The sequence below is a fragment of the Orrella sp. JC864 genome, from assembly GCF_037026685.1.
Lineage (GTDB): Bacteria > Pseudomonadota > Gammaproteobacteria > Burkholderiales > Burkholderiaceae_B > Orrella.
Window position 1 is genome coordinate 212,978 of sequence record NZ_JBANET010000001.1, and the last position, 18,417, is coordinate 231,394.

Below are 18,417 nucleotides of genomic sequence, written 5' to 3' on the forward strand. Positions count from 1 at the left end.
CGCCGCCCTGCCTCAAGCGACTTTTACGCCCGGCTCGCATGAGCCATGGGAATGCCACCCCTGTCCGCCGCCGATATGTCCCTGCCCCTGCACAAGCTGCCCAATCTGGAACTGGTCCGTGGCTTCGTGGCCGTGGCCCGGCGCATGAGCATCACCCTGGCCGCGCAAGACCTGCACCTGACCCAATCGGCGGTCAGCAGGCAGGTGCGCAGCCTGGAGGCCCAGATGGGCGTGCTTCTCCTGGAGCGCGGCTTTCGCGCGATCTCGCTCACGCCGGCCGGCGCGCAGCTGTTCCGGCTGGCCGACCCCTGGATGCAGGAGATGGGCGAGCTGGCCGAGCGGCTGCGCCAGGAGGATGCGCGCCGGCCGGTCACCATCACCGCCAGCATCGGCGTGGCGGCCTTGTGGATACTGCCGCGCCTGGGCGCCTTCCAGGCCGCCCATCCGCACATCGACGTGCGGGTGGCGGCCAACAACCGCATCGTCGATCTGGCCCGCGAGGGCGTGGACCTGGCGATCCGCTACGGCCCGCGGCACAGCGCGCCGGAAGGGGCGCGGCGCCTGTTCGGCGAACATCTCGTCCCGGTGGCGCGCCCGGGCCTGCTGGCCGGCCCGGAAGGATTCGCCCAGGCGCTGCCTGGCCTGACCCTGCTCGAATACGACGATCCGGCGCGTCCCTGGCTGCAATGGCCCGATTGGCTGGCCGCGCAGGGGCTGCACGCGGCCAAGCCGCGCGCGATGCTGCGCTTTAACCAGTACGACCAGGCGGTGCTGGCGGCGCTGGCCGGGCACGGCGTGGCGCTGGGCCGCCTGCCGCTGGTCGCGCCCATGCTGGCCGATGGCCGCCTGGCCGCGCTGGCGCCGCACAGCCGGATCAGCGCGCCCTATGCCTATTGGCTGGTGCGCCATCCGCACGCGCAGGCGCCCGAGGCGCAGGCGCTGGCCGAATGGGTGGCGGCGCAGGCCGCGGCGCAGAACCTGGGGCTGGACGCGGCGGATTGACCCACCCTACGCCCGGTCGCCATCCAGCCGGCGTACCGACGCGGCCAGCGCTGCAAAATCGAATGCCCGCGCCGGCCGCAGCCAGCGCATCAGCACGGTGACCGCCACCGGCGTCAGCGCGGCCACCAGGAAGGATTCGAGCAGCGTATCCATGGGCTGGCCCGGCGCGGGAAACAGCGCCAGCCCCGCCACCAGGCCGGCCAGGGTGCCGGCCATGGCGGTCAATCCGTCGTGGCGCCGGCTGAACAGGCCATAGAACACCGGGAAGGCCGCCGCCGAGCACAGCAGGTCCGCCAGCAGGAACAGGTACAGCACGCTGTAGCCCTGCGCGGCCACGATCATCACCGGGACCGCCAGCAGATAGACCAGCCAGCGCGACAGCCGCATCAGCTGGCGGCTGTCGGCCCGCGGCAGGACGCGGCGCAGGTCCACGGCGATGATGCTGGAGACCGCGCTGATCGCCGTATCGGCGCTGCTCATCACCAGGGCCAGTCCCAGCGGCACCAGCGCGATGGCGACCCACAAGGGCATGTGCTGCTTGAGCAGCGCGAACACCGCCACCGAACTGCTGCCTGGCGGCTGCAGCGCCACGAAGGCCAGGCCGAACAGTCCAAGGGCGAAGATGAAAGGCACCACCATCAGCCCGCCCAGCAGGAAGCCGCGGCGCATGTCGGCGGTGCTGCGCGCGGCATAGACGCGCTGCCAGTTGCCTTGGTGGAACACGCCTGTGAGCAGGATGGCGAAGAAAAAGGTCAGGCCGGCCTTGATGCCGCTCCAGTCGCCCAGGTCCAGCAATTGCGGCGCCCGCTCCTGCAATGCCTGGACCGTGGGGCGCGTGCCGCCGGCGGCGTGCCAGCCCAGGGCGAGCAGCCCCAGCAGCAGCGGCACGATGATGGCCATCTGCAGCTTGTCGGTGAAAATGGAAGCACGCAGTCCGCCATAAGACGTGTAGATCAGCGTGCTGCCCATGACCACGGCCGCGGTCACCCACAGGGGCACCGGCGCCAGCAGCGCCACCAACTGCCCCATCGCGGTGATTTCGGCCGACAGCGCGATGAACAGGTAGAACAGCATGATCAGCAGCACCAGGCCGTACAGCCCACGGCCGTAGCGCGCGATCAGGAATTCGGTCAGCGTATGGCCTTGCGGCATCAGCTCGCGCATGCGCCGGCCCAGCGGGATCATCGCCAGGCGCGGCGACATGGCGCCCAGCGCGTAGCCGAGCACCGCCGCCAGGCCCCCCCAGGTGGCGGCCTGCGCCGGCGCAAACAGGATCCACGCGCCCAGGCTGGAGGCCATCAGGGTCAGCAGCGTGGCCAGCGCACCCTGGGAGTTGCGCGCGACGATGTAGTCCTCCAGGCTGCCGCGGTCGCGGCGCGACGCCCACAGGCCGGCGGCCACGAACAAGGCGGAAAACAGGAAGAGCCAGAGCAGCGCAGCCTTGTCGCTGAGCATGATGCGTGCCTTTGCCCGGCCCGGTGGCCGGACCGCTTGCGGCGCCGGAAAGACGCCGCGGGACCGAGGGAAGGGGCAAGGCGGGCGCGAAAGGCCGCGCGCGATCGAACGCCTCCTTCCCTTCGCCGGCATGACCCGGATCAGGTTCTAAGGGTTACCGCGACATGCCGCGGAATCTCAGCCCGAAACCGGACTCCCCCAGGAACTGGGCCGAAGGTTACGAGCGGCATACCCGCTTGTCAACGCGGGGACTGGGGAAAACGCGCATGTCGGGGACGGCGTTTTCCTATTAACGTATACGTTAATGCATACGTAGATTCATCATGACCGAAGCCCCCGCCCTTGCCGCCGACCCGGGATCCTCCCTGACCGAGCAGGCCTACCAGCAGCTGCGACGCCGCATCCTGGACAACGCCTGGGCGCCGGGCTACCAGGCGCTGGAACAGGAAATCGCGCAGATGCTGGGCATGAGCCGCACGCCTGTGCGCGAGGCGCTCATCATGCTGCAGCGCGAAGGCCTGGTTAAGGTCATTCCCCGGCGCGGCATGCGCGTGCTGCCCATGTCGCCGGCCGACATGCGCGAGATCTACCAGGTGTTGACGGCCCTGGAGTGCATGGCCGTCGAGATCGTGGCCCGGCGCGGCGCCAGCGAAAGCGAGTTGCAGGCCCTGGAGGCCGCGACCGGCGACATGGCCGCCGCCCTGGCGGCCGACGACCTGCAGGCCTGGGCGGATGCGGACGCGCGCTTTCACAAGCAGCTGGTCCTGCTGTGCGGCAACCGCCACCTGTACCAGACCGTCCTGAACTACTGGGACCGCGCGCACCGCGCCCGCCTGTTCACGCTGCGCCTGCGGCCCAAGCCCGTGCAGTCCACGCAGGAGCACCAGGCGCTGGTCGAGCGCCTGCGCGCGGGCGACGTGCAAGGCGCCGTGCAGGTCAACCGCGAGCATCGCGAACGCGCCAGCCGCGAGCTGCTCGCCATCTTCGAACGATTCCACCTACAACAAGTGTGACCTCCCTCATGAACAAGAACTACGCCATCGCGGTCCTGCCTGGAGACGGCATCGGCCGCGAAGTCATGGCCTCGGCCCTGGCGGTGCTGCAGGCCGTGGCGCCGCGCATCGGCCGCGGCTTCGATACCCGGCAGCATCCGGCCGGCGCGCAGCACTATGCCGAAACCGGCCAATCCCTGCCGGCGCCCACCTTGCAGGCCTGCCGCGAAGCCGACGCCATCCTGTTCGGGGCCATGGGCCTGCCCCACGTGCGCGGCGCCGACGGCACCGAGATCATCCCGCAGCTGGACATCCGCTTCGCGCTGGACCTGTACGCGGGCGTGCGCCCCATCCGCACCTTCGAAGGCCTGCCCACGCCGCTGGCGCATCCCGAGGCGGCGCGCATCGACCTGGTGCTGGTGCGCGAAAACACCGAAGGCCTGTTCTACGCGCGCGGGCGCGGCGTGATGCAAGGCGAGGACGCCGCGCTGGACACCATGAAAATCACGCGCGCGGGCACCGAGCGGATCTGCGATTTCGCGCTCAAGCTGGCGCAACGCCGCCGCGAGCAAGGCCGAGCGGGCCAGGTCACCAGCGTGGACAAGGCCAACGTATTCCAATCGATGGCGTTCTGGCGCCGGATCTTCGAGGAGCGGGCCCGGCGCTTTCCCGAGATCGCGACCGAAAGCGCCTACGTCGACGCCATGGCGCTGAACCTGGTGCTCAAGCCGTGGCGCTACGACGTGCTGGTCACCGAAAACATGTTCGGCGACATCCTCTCGGACCTGGTGGCCGCGCTGGTGGGCGGCATGGGCATGGCGCCCTCGGGCGACATCGGCGACCGGCACGGGCTGTTCCAGCCGGCGCACGGCACCGCGCCCGACATCGCCGGCCAGGGCATCGCCAATCCCACCGCCATGATTCTTTCGGCGGCGATGATGCTGGACTGGCTGGCGGACCGCCACCAGGACACCGCCCTGGCCGACGGCGCGCGCGCCATCGAGACCGCGGTGCAGCAGGCCTTTGCCGGCGGCGCGGTGCGCCCGCGCGAGTTCGGCGGCACCAGCGGCACGGCCGAGATCACCCGCGCGGTGATCGAAAGGCTGCAAGGCTGAACGCAAGCGCTGCCTGGCCGATCCGCGCCGCGCCGGACTGCGGCGCCGCCCCGCTATTGCACAACGACCAACGAGCCCCTTCGAACGGGCCATAAGGAGACGACATGAAACGCCTATTGAGCCACGCCCTGCTGGCGGCCATTGCCCTGACCGGCGCCGCCGCCCACGCGCAGTACCCCGAAAAGCCCGTACGCATCGTCGTGCCCTCCCCGCCCGGCGGCAGCACCGACCAGCTGGCGCGGCTGATGGGCCAGAAACTGGCCGAGAAATGGGGCCAGTCCGTGGTCATCGAGAACAAGCCGGGCGCCGGCCTGACGCTGGGCGCCGACTTTGTCGCGCGCCAGCCGGCCGACGGCTACACCATCCTGATGGGCGCCGTGCATCATTCGATTGCGCCGGCCGTGCGCAAGCAGCTGCCCTACGATTTCCAGAAGGACCTGGCGCCGGTCACCATGGTGGCCGTGGTGCCCAATGTGCTCATCGTGCCGGCGTCCTTTCCGGCCAGCACCACCCGCGAAGTGATCGAACAAGCCAAAAAGCCCGGCAGCCAGCTCACCTACGGCAGCACCGGCGCGGGCACCGCGCACCACCTGATCGGCGAGCAGTTCAACGACATGGCGGGCACCACGCTCACGCACATCCCCTACAAGGGCAGCGGCCCGGCGCTGGTCGATCTCATGGGCGGGCGCATCGACATCATGTTCGATACCGTGGCCTCGTGCCTGCCGCACATCCAGAGCGGCAAGGTCAAGCCCATCGCGGTGGCCACCGGCAAGCGTTCCTCGGCCCTGCCCGAGGTGCCCACGCTGGCCGAATCGGGCCTGCCCGGTTTCGACATCGGCTCGTGGTTCGGCTTCCTGGTGCCGGCCGGCACGCCCGCCGAGGTCATCGAGAAGATCCATCGCGACAGCGCCGACATCCTGGCCGAACCGGCCGTGCGCAAGCAGCTGCTGACGATGGGCGCCGAGCCTGTGGGCAATACGCCCAAGGAAATGGCCGAACAGATCGCCCGCGAAATGCGGGAATTCCAGGCGCTGGCCGACAAGGCCAATCTGAGCGTCGACTGACGGGAGCCCCATATGTCCGCCGTACTGGCCGTCGAGTTTCGCATCAAGCCCGAGCACATCGAGGACTTCGCCCGTGCCATCGCGCACAACGCCCGGCAGTCCGTCGAAAACGAACCGGGCTGCCGGCTTTTCGATGTCTGCCGCGACCCGGCGGACCCGGCGCTGTTCTTCCTGTATGAAGTCTACGACGACGAGGCGGCGGTGCAGGCGCATCTGAAAAGCCCGCACTTCCTGCACATGGATGCCCGGACGGCATCGTGGGTCGCCGCCAAGACGGTGCGAAGGCTGACGCTGGCGCAGGCCTGCCGGGACGCGTAAGCACACCCGCACCGCGGCGGCCGAAGCCGCCCTTGCGCGCAAGGTGCCCGAGTGTGCTACCTTGTGGCCCACGACACGGGGTGTCCCGGCTGGGCCGGGGCTGAGATCACACCCGTCGAACCTGCCCCAGCTCACACTGGCGAAGGGATGTCCGCGGCGCCGCGCCGCATGCGTCTCCTCGCCCACGGAGACACGCTTGCCCACCGCAACTTCCCTTTCCGAACAGATCGTCCTGGTGACCGGCGGCGCGCGCGGCCTGGGCGCGCACATCAGCCGCGCCTTCCTGCGCGAAGGCGCGCGCGTGGTGATCAACTACCTGCGCAGCAGCCAGGCGGCCCAAGCCCTGGCCGGCGAACACGCCGGCCGCGCGCTGGCCGTGCAGGCCGACGTGCGCGACCCCGAAGCCGTGGCCGCCATGCTGGCCCAGGCGCGCGCGCATTTCGGCGCGCCGGTCACCACGGTGGTCAACAACGCCCTGCCCGATTTCAGCTTCAACGGCGATGCCCGCCCCGGCGCCGAGGCGCTGCGCTGGGAGCAGGTGCTGCAGCAGATGGAAGGCAGCGTGCGCGGCGCCCTCAATACCGTGCAGGCGGCGCTGCCCGGCATGCGCCAGGCCGGCGGCGGGCGCATCGTCAACGTGGGCACCAACCTGTTCCAGAACCCGGTGGTGCCCTACCACGACTACACGGCCGCCAAGGCCGCGCTGCTGTCGCTCACGCGCACGCTGGCGCAGGACCTGGGCCCGCAGGGCATCACCGTCAACATGGTCTCGGGCGGCCTGCTGCGCACCACCGATGCCTCGCGGGCCACGCCCGGCGAGGTGTTCGACCTGATCGCCGCCAGCACGCCGCTGCGCCGCGTCACCACGCCCGAGGAGTTCGCCGACGCGGTGCTGTTCTTTGCCTCGCCCTGGTCGCGCGCGGTCACCGGACAGAACCTGGTGGTCGACGGCGGCCTGGTCAAGCAGTAGGGCCCGGCGCGCCATGCTGCACCTTAACCTGTTCATCTTCGGCTGCGGCCATCACCGGGCCGCCTGGCGCGCCCCCGGCTCGGCGGCCGAACGGCTGGGCGAGATCGCCTACTACGAATCGCTGGCCCGCATCGCCGAGCGCGGCAAGCTCGACGCGGTCTTCTTCGCCGACGGCCACAGCGCGGAAAACGTGGCCGACGGCCCGCGCTGGTTTCTCGAACCGCTGACCGCCATGGCGGCCATGAGCCGCGCCACCGAACGCATCGGCTTGATCAGCACGGTCTCCAGCACTTTTTACACGCCCTTTCATGCGGCGCGCATGCTCGCTTCGCTGGATCACATCAGCGGCGGGCGCATGGGCTGGAACGTCGTCACCTCGATGTTCGACGCCGAGGCCCGCAACCACGGCCATGCCGCCATGCCCGACCATGCCTGGCGCTATGCGCGCGCGCAAGAGTTCGTGGACGTGGTGCTGCGGCTGTGGGACTCCTGGGATGACGGGGCCATCGTGTGCGACCGGGCCGGCGCCTATGCGCGCCCGCAGTCGGTGCGCGCAGTCACGCACCACGGCGAGCATTTCCCCCAGGTGCAAGGCCCGCTGACCGTGCCGCGCCCGCCGCAGGGCCATCCGGTGCTGTTCCAGGCCGGCTCCTCCGAGCAGGGCCGCGCGCTGGCGGCCCGGCACGCCGAGGCCATCTACGCCGTGGCCTACGACCTGCCAGCCGCGCAAGCCTACTATCGCGACATCAAGCGGCGCGTGCGCCAGGCCGGCCGGCAAGACCCGGTGCCCATCATGCCGGGCCTGGTGGTCTACGTGGCCGCCACCGAGGCCGAAGCCCGCGCCAAGCAGCGCGCCCTGGACGAACTGCTGCCGGCCGAGACCTCGCTGCGCCAGCTGGGCACCTTCATCGGCCAGGACTGCATGGATTGGGACCTGGACGCGCCGGTGCCGTCCCTGCCGCCGCTGCAGGCCTACACCGGCCCGAAGGGGCGCTACGGCACCATCCTGCGCATCATCGAGACCGAGCGCCCCACCGTGCGCCAGCTGCTGGGCCGGCTGGCCGCCGGCGGCGGCCACTGCACCGTGGTCGGCACGCCCGAACAGATCGCCGATCACATGGAGCACTGGTGGCGCAACGAAGGGGCCGACGGCTTTAACCTCATGCCGCCCTCGCTGCCGGACGGCATCGAGGACTTCGTCGAACAGGTCGTCCCGGTGCTGCAGCGCCGCGGCCTGTTCCGCCGGGACTACGAGGGCGCCACGCTGCGCGAGCACCTGGGCCTGGCGCGCCCGCCCCGGCGTTAACATGGGCGCGCCATGACAGAACCTGCCCCCGCCCTGAAGGAGATCTTCAACGCCGAACGGTTGCGGCACATTGCCGAGCAGACCGCGGCCGTGCACGCCGGTTTTGACCGGCGCCGCTTCCTGCGCCTGGCCGGCCAGGACCTGGACGCGCTCTCGCTGATGCAGCGCCTGCGCCGCGTCTCCCAGGCCCTGCACGCCTGCCTGCCGGACGACTACCCCCGGGCGCTGGAGATCCTGCAAGCGCTGGCCCCGCGGCTGAATCACCGCTTCGTGACGCTGGTCCTGCCCGACTACGTGGCCTGCCACGGCCTGCACGATTTCGACCTCTCCATGCAGGCGCTCAGGTTCTTCACGCCCTTCGGCACCTCGGAATACGGCGTGCGGCCCTTCCTGCGCCAGGACCTGCCGCGCGCGCTGGCGCATCTGCACGCCTGGACCCAGGACGATGACGAGCACGTGCGCCGGCTGGCCAGCGAAGGCGCACGCCCGCGGCTGCCATGGTCCTTTCACCTGGACGCGCTGCGGCGCGACCCCGCGCCGGCGGCGCAGATCCTGGAGCGCTTGAAGACGGACGAGAGCCTGTACGTGCGCAAGTCCGTGGCCAACCACCTGAACGACATCGCCAAGGACAATCCGGAGTGGCTGTTGCAGCGCCTGCAAGGCTGGTCCACGCAGGATCCGCGCACGGCCTGGATCGTGCGCCACGGCCTGCGCACCTTGATCAAGCGCGGCGAACGGCGCGCGCTGGCCCTGGTGGGCGCGGGCGAACCGGCGCAGGTCCGCTTGCAGGCGCTGGCCGTGCAGCCAGGCCGCCTGAAGCTGGGCGGGCGCATCGCGCTGAGCCTGACGCTGGTGTCGACCTGCTCCCGGCCGCAGCGCCTGGTGATCGACTATGCCATCCACTACGTCAAGCGGGACGGCACGGCCGCGCCCAAGGTATTCAAGCTCAAGACGCTGGAGCTGCCGGCCGGCGCCACGCTGACGCTGACGCGCACCCAGCGCATGCAGGACTTCAGCACCCGGCGGCATCACCCCGGACGCCATGCAATCGACCTGCTGGTCAACGGCGAGCGGCTGGGCGGTTGCGAATTCACCCTGCTGGCCGGCTGAAAGGCCCGGGTCAGAAGCGGTAGCCCAGCGCCAGCGTGGGCACCCACGGGTCGATGCGAGCCTTGCCGATGGACTGTCCGTCCAGTTTCAGGCGCGAGGAAATGTCGATATAGCGCAGGCTGGCATTGAGCATCCAGCGCCCGCCCAGCTCGATGTCCGCGCCGGCCTGCAGCGCCACGCCCCACGAGTCGGCCATGTCCAGCTTGCTGCCGGCCAGCGCGCCGCGGGTTTCGGTATCGAAAAAGCGCGTGTAGTTCAGTCCCACCCCCACATAGGGCTGCACCCGCGCATCGGGCAGGAAGTACCACAGCACGCTGAGCGTGGGCGGCAGCTGCCGGGTGCTGGCGATGCGCCCCTGCGCCGCGCCCGAGGCCGAAACGTCGTGCCGGAACGGGGCCGCGCCCAGCAGCTCGATACCGACGTGGCGCGTGGCCATGTAGGTCACGGTAAGACTGGGACGCGTGGCATTGCCGGCATCGAGCGCCACCGCGCCATCCAGCACGCTGCCGTTGCCGGACTTGGGCCGCACCTGGCTGGCCCCGGCCTTGAGCAGCCAATCGCCCGCCTGGTGGGCCAGGCCGGCGCCCACGGGCAGGATGGCCAGCAGCGTGCCGGCCAGGGCCAGGCGGGCACGCGCGCAGTACCTCGACATATCGATTTCTCCAAGCACATAAGACAGCGCACAGCTTGGCAGCTTTGCGCCGGGCCGGCCTTGCGGAAAATCAAGCGCGACGAAGGGCGGCCCGCATCCCGGCGCTCAGCCGCGCCCGGCGCCGGCCGGGCGGCGCGCCGAGCAGGCCACGCCAGCCACGACCAGGGCCGAGGCGGCCGCCAGCCACAGATCGAGCGGCTCGCGCAGGGCCAGCGTGGCGAACAGCAGCCCGGCCACCGGCACGGCCAGCAGCGCCATGGACGTGAACGAAGCCGGCATGCCGCGATTGACGGTGTTCATGGCCCAATACGCCAGCACGGTGCCGACCAGGCTGGCGTAGGCCAGCAGGCCCCAGAACCGGGGCGCCGATGGCAGGCGCGGCAGGCCCTCGACGGCCAGGGCCAGCGCGCCCAGCAGCGTGGCGGCCAGCAAGAGCTGCCAGGGCAGCAGCGCGAAGGCGGCGGTGCGCCCCGGGTGGGCGCGCCCATACACGATGCAGGCCGCCCAGCACAACGCCGCGCCCAGGATGCAGGCATGGCCGGCCAGCACGCGGCTGTCGTGCCAATCGAAGGCGCCGGGCCGCAGCATCAGGGCCAGGCCGGCCAGCCCCAGCAGCAGGCCCAGCACCCGCGCGGCATGCAGGGGCTCGCCGAGGAACAGCCGGGCGGCGGGCAGCACCCACAGCGGCGTCGTATAGGCCAGCACGATGGAGCGGCCAGCCGGCAAAGCCTGCAGCCCCAGGCTGCACAGCAGGGAAAACGCCGTCATGTGCAGCACCCCCACGCTGCACACCAGCGGCAGGTCGGCGCGGGCCGGCGGGCGCACCCCTGCCCGCGCCAGGCACAGCAGCCATAGCCCGGCACAGGCCAGCAAGGCCCGCAGCGCGGTGGCCCACAGCGGCGAGACGTAGTCGAGCAGGGCCTTGCTGACCGACCAGTTCGCGCCCCAGGCGGCGACGACAAAGGCTAGCAGCAGGCAGGCGCGGCGCAAGGGCAGGTCGGCGGGGGACATGGGGGCGATCCGGAAAAAATGCAGGCAGGCATGCAGGATAAGCCGGTTCGCCTTGCCGCCGGCATCGATGTTTTCTACACTGGGATGTCAATTTTCCTCATATCTTCATGGCTACCCTGCCCTCGCTCAACGCCATCAAGGCCTTTGACGCCGCCGCCCAGGCCGGCAGCTTTTCATTGGCTGGCGAGCAGCTTCATGTCAGCCACGGCGCCATCAGCCATCAGGTCCGGCAACTCGAATCCCAGCTGGGCTGTGAGCTTTTTACTCGTCATCCCCAAGGCGTCCAATTGACCGAGGCGGGCCGCTTTCTGCACGATTGCACCGGCCGCGCATTGGCCGACATCGCCCGCGCCTGCCAGGCGCTGCGCCAGCGCCACCTGCATCCGGTCCTGCGCCTGGGCTGTCCCGGCAGCTTCATGATGCAGTGGCTCATTCCCCGCCTGGACGCATTCTCGCGGCGCAGGCCCCGGCGCTGGCTGCAGCTGCAGGCCGGCGCGGGCCTGGCGCAATTGCGCCAGGGCGGCGTCGACGCCCTGCTGCATTTCGGCGCCGCGCCCAGCGCGCCGGACCTGGCCGCCTGGCCCCTGGCCGAGAACGACCTGGGGCCGGTCTGCGCCCCGCCGGCGGGCAAGCGCGCCGCCGGCGTGCAGGCCTTGCTGGCGCGGCCGCTGCTGGCCACCGCCTCCCATCCGCAGGCCTGGCAGCTCTGGGCCAGGACATACGGCCTGGAGCGGCCCGCCGCGGCGCCCGCCATGCGCTTCGAGCAATTCATGTACATGATCCAGGCCGCCATCGCCGACCTGGGCGTGGGCATCGCCCCGTCCTTGCTGGTCAGCCAGGAACTGCGCGAAGGCCGGCTGGCCGCGCCGCTGGGCTTCGTGCGCACCGGCCAGCGCGCCTGGCTGCTGGCGCGCGCCGGCCGCGACCAAGACGCCGCGCTCCAGGCCTTGCGCGACTGGCTGGCGCAGGCCATGGCCCAGAGCCAGGCGCAGCCGGCCCGGCGCCCGCCGCCTGGCCCGCATTCCCGGCCGGCATGCCAGCCTTGCGCAAATTCCGCTTGAAGCGGGCGCCGCGATGCATTGCAATGCGTGCACGATGACCGAGCATGCTTCGCACTCCTGCCCGCCGGACGGCCTGGCCTTCACCCTCGAGGCCGCCGACGGCTACGCCCTGGGCGCGCGGCTGTGGCCGCAGCCTGCGGCCCGGCAGGCGGCGCCCGTGGTCATCATCAATGCCGCCACCTCGGTGCAATGCCGCTACTACGCCCGCTTCGCGGCCTGGCTGCATGCCCACGGCATGCACGTGCTGGCCTACGACTATCGCGGCATCGGCCTGTCGCGCCCGCGTCGGCTGCGCGGCTTTGCCGCCTCCTGGACGGACTGGGGGCGGCTCGATTTCGGGGCGGCGCTCGATTGGGCCCTGCAACGGTTTCCCGGCAGTCCCGTCGATGTCGTGGCCCACAGCTTTGGCGGCGTGGCCATCGGCATGGCGCCTTTTGCCGACCGCATCCGGCGCGCCGTGACGGTGGGCGCGCAGTTCGCCTACTGGCGCGACTACGACCGCCGCCAGCGCGCAGCGATGCTGTGCAAGTGGCACCTTGCCATGCCGCTGGTCACGCGCTGCCTGGGCTATTTTCCCGGCAAGCGGCTGGGCTGGCTGGAGGACACGCCCGCCGGCGTGGTGTACGACTGGACGGCTCGCGCGCCGCGCTACCCGGACCGGCCCAGCGCGCGCCGGCTGGCGCGGCAAGGGATCGAGCTGCCCTTTGCCCGGGTGGGCGCGCAATGGCTGGCCATCAGCCTGGCCGACGACCCGTTCGGCACCCCGGCGGCCACCGACAGGATGCTGGCCCTGTACCCGGGCAGCGAGCGCTGGCACCTGCGCATCGCGCCCGCGGACATCGGCGTGCCGCAGATCGGGCATTTCGCCTTTTTCCATGCCCGCTTCCAGGACACCCTATGGCCCCTGGCCCTGCAGTGGCTGGCCGGCGGCGCCTTGGCCCCCGGCTGGCCCGGCCGGCTGGCAAGGCCCTAGCGCCCGCCAGCCACCTCGATGAAGCCGCCCGTCGTATAGGCCGATTCGTCCGATGCCAGCCACAGGATGGCGGCGGCCACCTCCTCGGCCTGGCCGCCGCGCTTGAGCGGCACGTTGGCCTTGACGCGGTCCACGCGCCCGGGCTCGCCGCCGCTGGCGTGCATATCGGTATAGATGAAACCCGGCCGCACGGCATTGACGCGGATGCCCTCGCCCGCCACCTCGTTGGCCAGGCCCACGGTCAGCGTATCGAGCGCGCCCTTGGACGCGGCATAGTCCACATACTCGCCCGCCGCCCCCAGGCGCGCGGCGACCGACGAAACATTGACGATGGCCCCGCCGCGCCCGCCGCGCGAGCGGGCCATGCGCCGCACGGCTTCGCGCGCGCACACGAAAGCGCCCACCACGTTGGTGGCCAGTATCCGGCCGATCCGGGCCGCGTCCATGTCCGCCACGCGCATCTGGCGCTCCAGCACGCCGGCATTGTTCACCAGCACGTCCAGGCGGCCCCATTGGCGGTCCACGGCCTCGAACAGGGCCACGGCCTGTTCCTCGCTGGCCACGTCCGCGGCCACGGCGACGGCCTGCCCGCCTTGTTCGCGTATGGAGGCCACCACCTTCTCGGCCGCCTCGCGGTCGCTGCGGTAGTTCACGCAGACGGCGTAGCCGCGGCGCGCCGCCAGCAGGCAGGTGGCCGCGCCGATGCCGCGGCTGCCTCCGGTTACGATCATTACCTTATCCATCTTGTCTCCCTGTTGTACGGTATGGATGCGGCCGCCTGCCTTGCGTGGCCGGCGCCGCCTGATTTTAAGGAGAATCGCATGATCGGCTATGCCATGCTTGGCACCGCGGACCTGGCGCGGGCGCTGCGCTTCTACGAGCCGCTGATGCAGGCGCTCGACATGCAGCCTTGCTGGCGGGACGAACGCTCGGTTTCGTGGGGCCGCGAGAACGACAAGCGGGTGCCGCGCTTTTTCATCGGCCTGCCCTTCGACGGACGGCCCGCCTCGGCAGGCAACGGCACCATGATCGCGTTCCAGCTGCCCACCACCGGGCAGGTCGACCGCGCCTATGCCGCCGCCATGGCGCACGGCGGCAGCGACGAAGGCGCGCCGGGGCTGCGCCCGCAATACGGGCCGACTTTCTACGTGGCCTATGTGCGCGACCCCGACGGCAACAAGCTGGCCTTCGCCTGCTACGACGCAGACCCGGCGCGGCAGGAAAACCGCTAGGCCCGTTCAGTCTCCCGTCCAGGCGCGCACGAAGCTGTCGGGATCGGGCCGGTGCGCCGGGGGCAGCTCGGCCGCCGGCGTGCCCACCGCGATGAAGCCCAGGAAACGGTAGTCCAGCGGATCGAAGCCCAGGGCTTCCTGCACCGCTTCGACATAAGTGCCCAGGCCGGTGCTCCAGAAGGCGGCGTAGCCCAGCAAGTGCGCCGCGTTGAGCAGATTCATGGCCGCCGCGCCGGCGGCCAGCAATTGCTCCTGCTCGGGGATCTTGGTGTTGTCGTGGTCGATCTTCTGGGCCACGGCGATCAGCGTGGGCACCTTGGAGAGCCACTGGCGCGTGGACTTCTCCTTCTCGGACGTCATGCGCGGATCGCCGCTGGCCTTGACCGCCGACAAGGCCACGTCGGCCAGGCGGGACACCGCCTGGCCCTGGATCACGGCAAAGCGCCAGGGCCGCAGGGCGCCGTGGTCGGGGGCGCAGGCGGCCGCCTCGAACATCTTGCGCAAGGCCTGGGCATCGGGCCCGGGCGCGGTCACGAACTTGCAGGAACGACGGCCCAGCAGGCCGTCCAGTGTGGATACGCTCATCGAAAACTCGTTTCAGGAAAGAGACGGGCCTTAGCCCAGGTGCGTGTGGCGCTCGGGACGCTCCTCGGCCTGCATGGCCGACAGGCCATGCAGGATGCCACAGTCTTCGGCCGTCGAGCGGGCCGGGCCGCAGCGCTGGCGCAAGGCAAGCAGCTGCGCCTTGAGCTGCTGCAATTCGTCGATGCGCTCGTCCACGTGGCGGATGTGCGCATCGAACAGGTCGTTGATGCCGCCGCAGCCGGCCCGCTCGTCGTCGGCCAGCGCCAGGATGGCGCGGATCTCCTCGTGGCTCATGTCCAGGGCGCGGCAATTGCGCACCAGGCGCAGCCGCTCCAGATGGGCCTGGCCGTAGCTGCGGTAGTTGTTCCCGCCGCGGTCGGGCTCGGGCAGCAAGCCTTCTTTTTCGTAATAGCGTATGGTCTCGACGGTGGTGCCGGCAGCCTGGGCCAGTTCTCCGATACGCATGCGAAGCTCCGGGTAAAAAACGCCGCAAGGGCATTGACCCTATAGTAACTCCAGGGTGTGCAATAAGGGCTGGTTTTTTTCGTTTCAGGACCTGCCGCCATGGCGAAAGCATGTTGCAGCCACACCCATAGCCCGCCTGGCGCGCCGCAGCGCCCGGCGGCCGAGCTGCGCGCCGGCCCGGACCAGACCCTGAGCCGCTACCGCATCGAGCAGATGGACTGCCCCACCGAGGAAGGCCTGATCCGCGGCGTGCTCGAGCCGCTGCCGGGCGTGCACGGGCTGTCCTTCAACCTGATGCAGCGCCAGCTCACGGTGCTGCACGAGCCGGCCGCCGAAGCGCGCGTGCGCCAGGCAATCGGCTCGGTGGGCATGACGCCCGTGCCCATCGGCGACCATGCCGGGCCGCCGGCGCCGGCCGCGCCCTCGCCGCGCAAGGCGTGGCTGCTGGGCGCCGCTGGCCTGCTGGCCCTGCTGTCCGAGGCGGCGCATTTCGCCGGCGCGGCCCCGTGGCTGAGCGCCGTGCTGGCCCTGGCGGCCATCGCCGCCTGCGGCGGCACCACCTACCGCAAGGGCTGGATCTCGGTGCGCCACGGCAACCTGAACATCAATGCCCTGATGAGCATCGCGGTCACCGGCGCGGTGCTGATCGGCCAATGGTCCGAGGCGGCCATGGTAATGGTGCTGTTCAACGTGGCCGAGCTGATCGAGGCGCGCTCGCTGGACCGGGCCCGCCACGCCATCCGCGGCCTGCTGGACCTGGCGCCGCAGACCGCGCTGGTGCAGCAGGCCGACGGCCAATGGCTGCGCCAGCCGGCGCAGGCGCTGGCGCCCGGCATGCGGGTGCGGGTCCAGCCGGGCGAGCGCATCGCCGCCGACGGCATCATCGAAAGCGGCGCCTCGGCGGTAGACCAGTCGGCCATCACGGGCGAGAGCCTGCCCCAGGAAAAGGCGGCCGGCGACAGCGTCTTTGCCGCCACCGTCAATACCTATGGCAGCTTCGACTATCGCGTCACGGCCGCCGCCGGCCAGAGCACGCTGGCCCGCATCATCCACGCGGTCGAGCAGGCGCAAGGCAGCCGCGCGCCCACCCAGCGCTTCATCGACCGCTTCGCGCGCATCTATACGCCGGCCGTGATCGCCGCGGCGGCGGCCGTGGCCGTGCTGCAGCCGCTGGTGCTTGGCGTCGGCTGGCTGGAGGCGGTCTACCGCGCGCTGGCCCTGCTGATCATCGCCTGCCCCTGCGCCCTGGTGATTTCCACGCCGGTCACGGTGGTCAGCGGCCTGACCGCCGCCTCGCGCCGCGGCATCCTGGTCAAGGGCGGGGCCTATCTGGAGATGGGCCGCAAGCTGCGCTGGCTGGCGCTGGACAAGACCGGCACCCTGACCCACGGCCGGCCCAGCCAGACCGACTTCGAGCCGCTGGGCGATGCCGACGCGGCCCGCGCGCGGCAGATCGCCGCCAGCCTGGCCGAGCGCTCCGACCACCCGGTATCCAAGGCGCTGGCCCGCGCGGGCGGCCAGGACGGACTGGCCCTGCTGCCGGTGCACGGCTTTGCCGCCCTGCCCGGGCGCGGCGTGCGCGGGGAGATCGACGGCGCGGCCTATCACCTGGGCAACCGCCGCCTGGCGCAGGAGCTGGGCCTGCTCGATGCGGCGCTGGCCGCACGCCTGGACGCCTACGAGGCGCAAGGCAAGTCCACGGTCGTGCTGTGCCAGCCCGGGCGGGCGCTGGCCGTGGCGGCCGTGGCCGACACGGTGCGCGAGGACAGCGCCGCGGCGCTCCAGGCGCTGCGCCGGCTGGGCGTGCGCACCGTCATGCTCTCGGGCGATAACGGCGCCGCGGTGCAGGCCATCGCCCGGCAGGTGGGCATGGAGCAGGCGCGCGGCGACATGCTGCCCGAGGACAAGCAGGCCGAGATCGCCCGGCTGCGCGGCCAGGGCGCGGGCGTGGGCATGGTGGGCGACGGCATCAACGATGCCCCGGCGCTGGCGGCGGCCGACGTGGGCTTTGCCATGGGCGCGGCCGGCTCGGGCACCGCCATCGAGACGGCCGACGTGGCGCTGATGGACGACAAGCTGGGCAAGATCGCCACCTTCGTGCGGCTCTCGCGCAGCACGCACCGCGTGCTGGTGCAGAACATCGCGCTGGCGCTGGGCATCAAGCTGGTCTTTCTGCTGTTGGCCCTGGGCGGGCACGCCAGCCTGTGGATGGCGGTGTTCGCCGACGTGGGGGCCAGCCTGATCGTCGTGGCCAACGGCCTGCGCCTGCTGGGCAGCCGCCATGCCGGCCCGGCCGACGCGCCGCGCCCGCGGGCGCCCGGTCCCCTGGGGCAGCCGGCCTGAGCGTGCAGGGGCAGGCGTTTCGATTCTGTAAGCAAGGTGAGCGCATCTGAAAAGCGGGCCATGCCGGCCCGCTTTTGCTTATGCTGGGGCGATCGGAACCCGTCCCTTTCGGCATGAACGATTTCTGGACCGTCGCCCTGGGCGCCCTGCAGCAGGAATTCTCCGACATGAACGACGTCGAGGATGCCGTGCGCATCCTGGTGCGGCTGTTCGTGGCGATGGTGCTGGGCGGGCTGATCGGCTTCGAACGGGAATCATCGGGCAAGTCGGCCGGCCTGCGCACCCATATGCTGGTGGCCGTGGGCGCCGCGCTGTTCGTGCTCGCGCCCAGCGTCAGCGGCATGGAGATCGGCGACCAGAGCCGCGTGCTGCAAGGGATCATCGCCGGTATCGGCTTTCTGGGCGCTGGCGCCATCATCAAGGCGCACAGCCACGAACAGGTCAAGGGCCTGACCACGGCGGCCAGCATCTGGCTGACCGCCGCGGTGGGCATCACCGCCGGCATGGGCCGCGAGATGCTGGCGCTGGTCAGCACCTTGTTCGCGCTGTTCATCCTCGGCGTGCTGCACCGCTTCGAACGCAAGATCGACGTCAACCCCACGGCGCGCCACGGCGGCCAGGCCAAGAACGCCAGGCAGCCAGGCGCGCAGGACGGAACCGGCAACAATCATTCAGTTGACAGTAAGGATGGCTCTTGATGTAATGCACGCGCTCTCACGGGGAGTAGCCGGAGCTTTCTACGAAGCTCCCGCAGTGTCGT

At 70.8% G+C, this 18,417-nt stretch carries 19 protein-coding genes and 1 riboswitch; of the genes, 13 read left to right on the forward strand and 6 right to left on the reverse strand.

Going from position 1 to position 18,417, the window contains the following annotated elements; genetic code table 11:
• The first annotated feature begins 75 nt into the window (after nucleotides 1-75).
• On the forward strand, nucleotides 76-1,002 hold the full coding sequence (locus V8Z80_RS00910) for a LysR substrate-binding domain-containing protein (protein WP_336060835.1): 927 nt from the start codon (nucleotides 76-78) through the stop codon (nucleotides 1,000-1,002).
• A 6-nt stretch (nucleotides 1,003-1,008) separates the two neighbouring features.
• On the opposite strand, the gene V8Z80_RS00915 is transcribed toward V8Z80_RS00910, so the two are convergent.
• Entirely contained in the window at nucleotides 1,009-2,457 is a 1,449-nt protein-coding gene (locus tag V8Z80_RS00915; protein ID WP_336060718.1) for a sodium:solute symporter family protein, read from the reverse strand.
• 100 nt (nucleotides 2,458-2,557) lie between these two features.
• Nucleotides 2,558-2,667: riboswitch (TPP riboswitch) on the reverse strand.
• A gap of 113 nt (nucleotides 2,668-2,780) precedes the next feature.
• Here V8Z80_RS00915 and V8Z80_RS00920 point away from each other — a divergent pair.
• From V8Z80_RS00920 to V8Z80_RS00950, 7 genes are all read left to right on the forward strand, one after another.
• Nucleotides 2,781-3,470, forward strand: coding sequence for a GntR family transcriptional regulator (locus V8Z80_RS00920; protein ID WP_155195435.1), 690 nt, complete (start codon nucleotides 2,781-2,783; stop codon nucleotides 3,468-3,470).
• Between the two features lie 8 nt (nucleotides 3,471-3,478).
• The gene (locus V8Z80_RS00925) at nucleotides 3,479-4,564 is read left to right on the forward strand and encodes an isocitrate/isopropylmalate dehydrogenase family protein (RefSeq protein WP_155195434.1); all 1,086 of its coding nucleotides are present in this window, start codon (nucleotides 3,479-3,481) and stop codon (nucleotides 4,562-4,564) included.
• Nucleotides 4,565-4,668: 104 nt separating this feature from the next.
• Entirely contained in the window at nucleotides 4,669-5,631 is a 963-nt protein-coding gene (locus V8Z80_RS00930) for a tripartite tricarboxylate transporter substrate binding protein (protein ID WP_155195433.1), read from the forward strand.
• A gap of 12 nt (nucleotides 5,632-5,643) precedes the next feature.
• Nucleotides 5,644-5,949, forward strand: coding sequence for a putative quinol monooxygenase (locus tag V8Z80_RS00935; RefSeq protein ID WP_155195432.1), 306 nt, complete (start codon nucleotides 5,644-5,646; stop codon nucleotides 5,947-5,949).
• Between the two features lie 196 nt (nucleotides 5,950-6,145).
• Nucleotides 6,146-6,919 (forward strand): 3-oxoacyl-ACP reductase, encoded by a 774-nt coding sequence (locus V8Z80_RS00940; RefSeq protein ID WP_336060719.1) that lies wholly within the window; start codon nucleotides 6,146-6,148, stop codon nucleotides 6,917-6,919.
• A gap of 13 nt (nucleotides 6,920-6,932) precedes the next feature.
• Entirely contained in the window at nucleotides 6,933-8,225 is a 1,293-nt protein-coding gene (locus V8Z80_RS00945; protein ID WP_336060720.1) for an LLM class flavin-dependent oxidoreductase, read from the forward strand.
• Between the two features lie 12 nt (nucleotides 8,226-8,237).
• Nucleotides 8,238-9,335: a DNA alkylation repair protein gene (locus V8Z80_RS00950; protein ID WP_336060721.1), complete on the forward strand. Its 1,098-nt coding sequence runs from the start codon at nucleotides 8,238-8,240 to the stop codon at nucleotides 9,333-9,335.
• A gap of 10 nt (nucleotides 9,336-9,345) precedes the next feature.
• On the opposite strand, the gene V8Z80_RS00955 is transcribed toward V8Z80_RS00950, so the two are convergent.
• Together V8Z80_RS00955 and V8Z80_RS00960 are read right to left on the reverse strand one after the other, a co-directional pair.
• Nucleotides 9,346-9,987: an OmpW/AlkL family protein gene (locus V8Z80_RS00955; protein ID WP_336060722.1), complete on the reverse strand. Its 642-nt coding sequence runs from the start codon at nucleotides 9,985-9,987 to the stop codon at nucleotides 9,346-9,348.
• A 105-nt stretch (nucleotides 9,988-10,092) separates the two neighbouring features.
• Nucleotides 10,093-10,998, reverse strand: a complete 906-nt coding sequence (locus V8Z80_RS00960; RefSeq protein WP_336060723.1) for a DMT family transporter — start codon at nucleotides 10,996-10,998, stop codon at nucleotides 10,093-10,095.
• A gap of 107 nt (nucleotides 10,999-11,105) precedes the next feature.
• Between V8Z80_RS00960 and V8Z80_RS00965 the strand changes: the two genes are divergently transcribed.
• Both V8Z80_RS00965 and V8Z80_RS00970 read left to right on the forward strand, forming a co-directional pair.
• Nucleotides 11,106-12,059: a LysR substrate-binding domain-containing protein gene (locus V8Z80_RS00965; RefSeq protein WP_336060724.1), complete on the forward strand. Its 954-nt coding sequence runs from the start codon at nucleotides 11,106-11,108 to the stop codon at nucleotides 12,057-12,059.
• Nucleotides 12,060-12,093: 34 nt separating this feature from the next.
• Nucleotides 12,094-13,032 carry an alpha/beta hydrolase family protein gene (locus V8Z80_RS00970; RefSeq protein WP_336060725.1) on the forward strand — a complete coding sequence of 313 codons (939 nt, stop codon included), beginning with the start codon at nucleotides 12,094-12,096 and terminating at the stop codon, nucleotides 13,030-13,032.
• On the opposite strand, the gene V8Z80_RS00975 is transcribed toward V8Z80_RS00970, so the two are convergent.
• Complete coding sequence (locus V8Z80_RS00975) at nucleotides 13,029-13,775, reverse strand: SDR family oxidoreductase (protein ID WP_155195425.1); 747 nt, start codon at nucleotides 13,773-13,775, stop codon at nucleotides 13,029-13,031. The two genes, V8Z80_RS00970 and V8Z80_RS00975, sit on opposite strands and share 4 nt — an antisense overlap.
• Before the next feature lie 78 nt (nucleotides 13,776-13,853).
• Between V8Z80_RS00975 and V8Z80_RS00980 the strand changes: the two genes are divergently transcribed.
• On the forward strand, nucleotides 13,854-14,264 hold the full coding sequence (locus V8Z80_RS00980) for a VOC family protein (RefSeq protein WP_336060726.1): 411 nt from the start codon (nucleotides 13,854-13,856) through the stop codon (nucleotides 14,262-14,264).
• Nucleotides 14,265-14,270: 6 nt separating this feature from the next.
• Here the strand turns inward: V8Z80_RS00980 and V8Z80_RS00985 are convergent, their stop codons facing one another.
• Nucleotides 14,271-14,849: a nitroreductase family protein gene (locus V8Z80_RS00985; RefSeq protein ID WP_155195423.1), complete on the reverse strand. Its 579-nt coding sequence runs from the start codon at nucleotides 14,847-14,849 to the stop codon at nucleotides 14,271-14,273.
• 30 nt (nucleotides 14,850-14,879) lie between these two features.
• Nucleotides 14,880-15,314 carry a Cd(II)/Pb(II)-responsive transcriptional regulator gene (gene cadR / locus V8Z80_RS00990; protein WP_336060727.1) on the reverse strand — a complete coding sequence of 145 codons (435 nt, stop codon included), beginning with the start codon at nucleotides 15,312-15,314 and terminating at the stop codon, nucleotides 14,880-14,882.
• Between the two features lie 99 nt (nucleotides 15,315-15,413).
• On the opposite strand from cadR, the gene V8Z80_RS00995 reads away from it, so the two are divergent.
• Together V8Z80_RS00995 and V8Z80_RS01000 are read left to right on the forward strand one after the other, a co-directional pair.
• Nucleotides 15,414-17,657, forward strand: a complete 2,244-nt coding sequence (locus tag V8Z80_RS00995; protein WP_336060728.1) for a heavy metal translocating P-type ATPase — start codon at nucleotides 15,414-15,416, stop codon at nucleotides 17,655-17,657.
• A 113-nt stretch (nucleotides 17,658-17,770) separates the two neighbouring features.
• Nucleotides 17,771-18,355: an MgtC/SapB family protein gene (locus tag V8Z80_RS01000; protein ID WP_155195420.1), complete on the forward strand. Its 585-nt coding sequence runs from the start codon at nucleotides 17,771-17,773 to the stop codon at nucleotides 18,353-18,355.
• Nucleotides 18,356-18,417 lie beyond the last annotated feature (62 nt).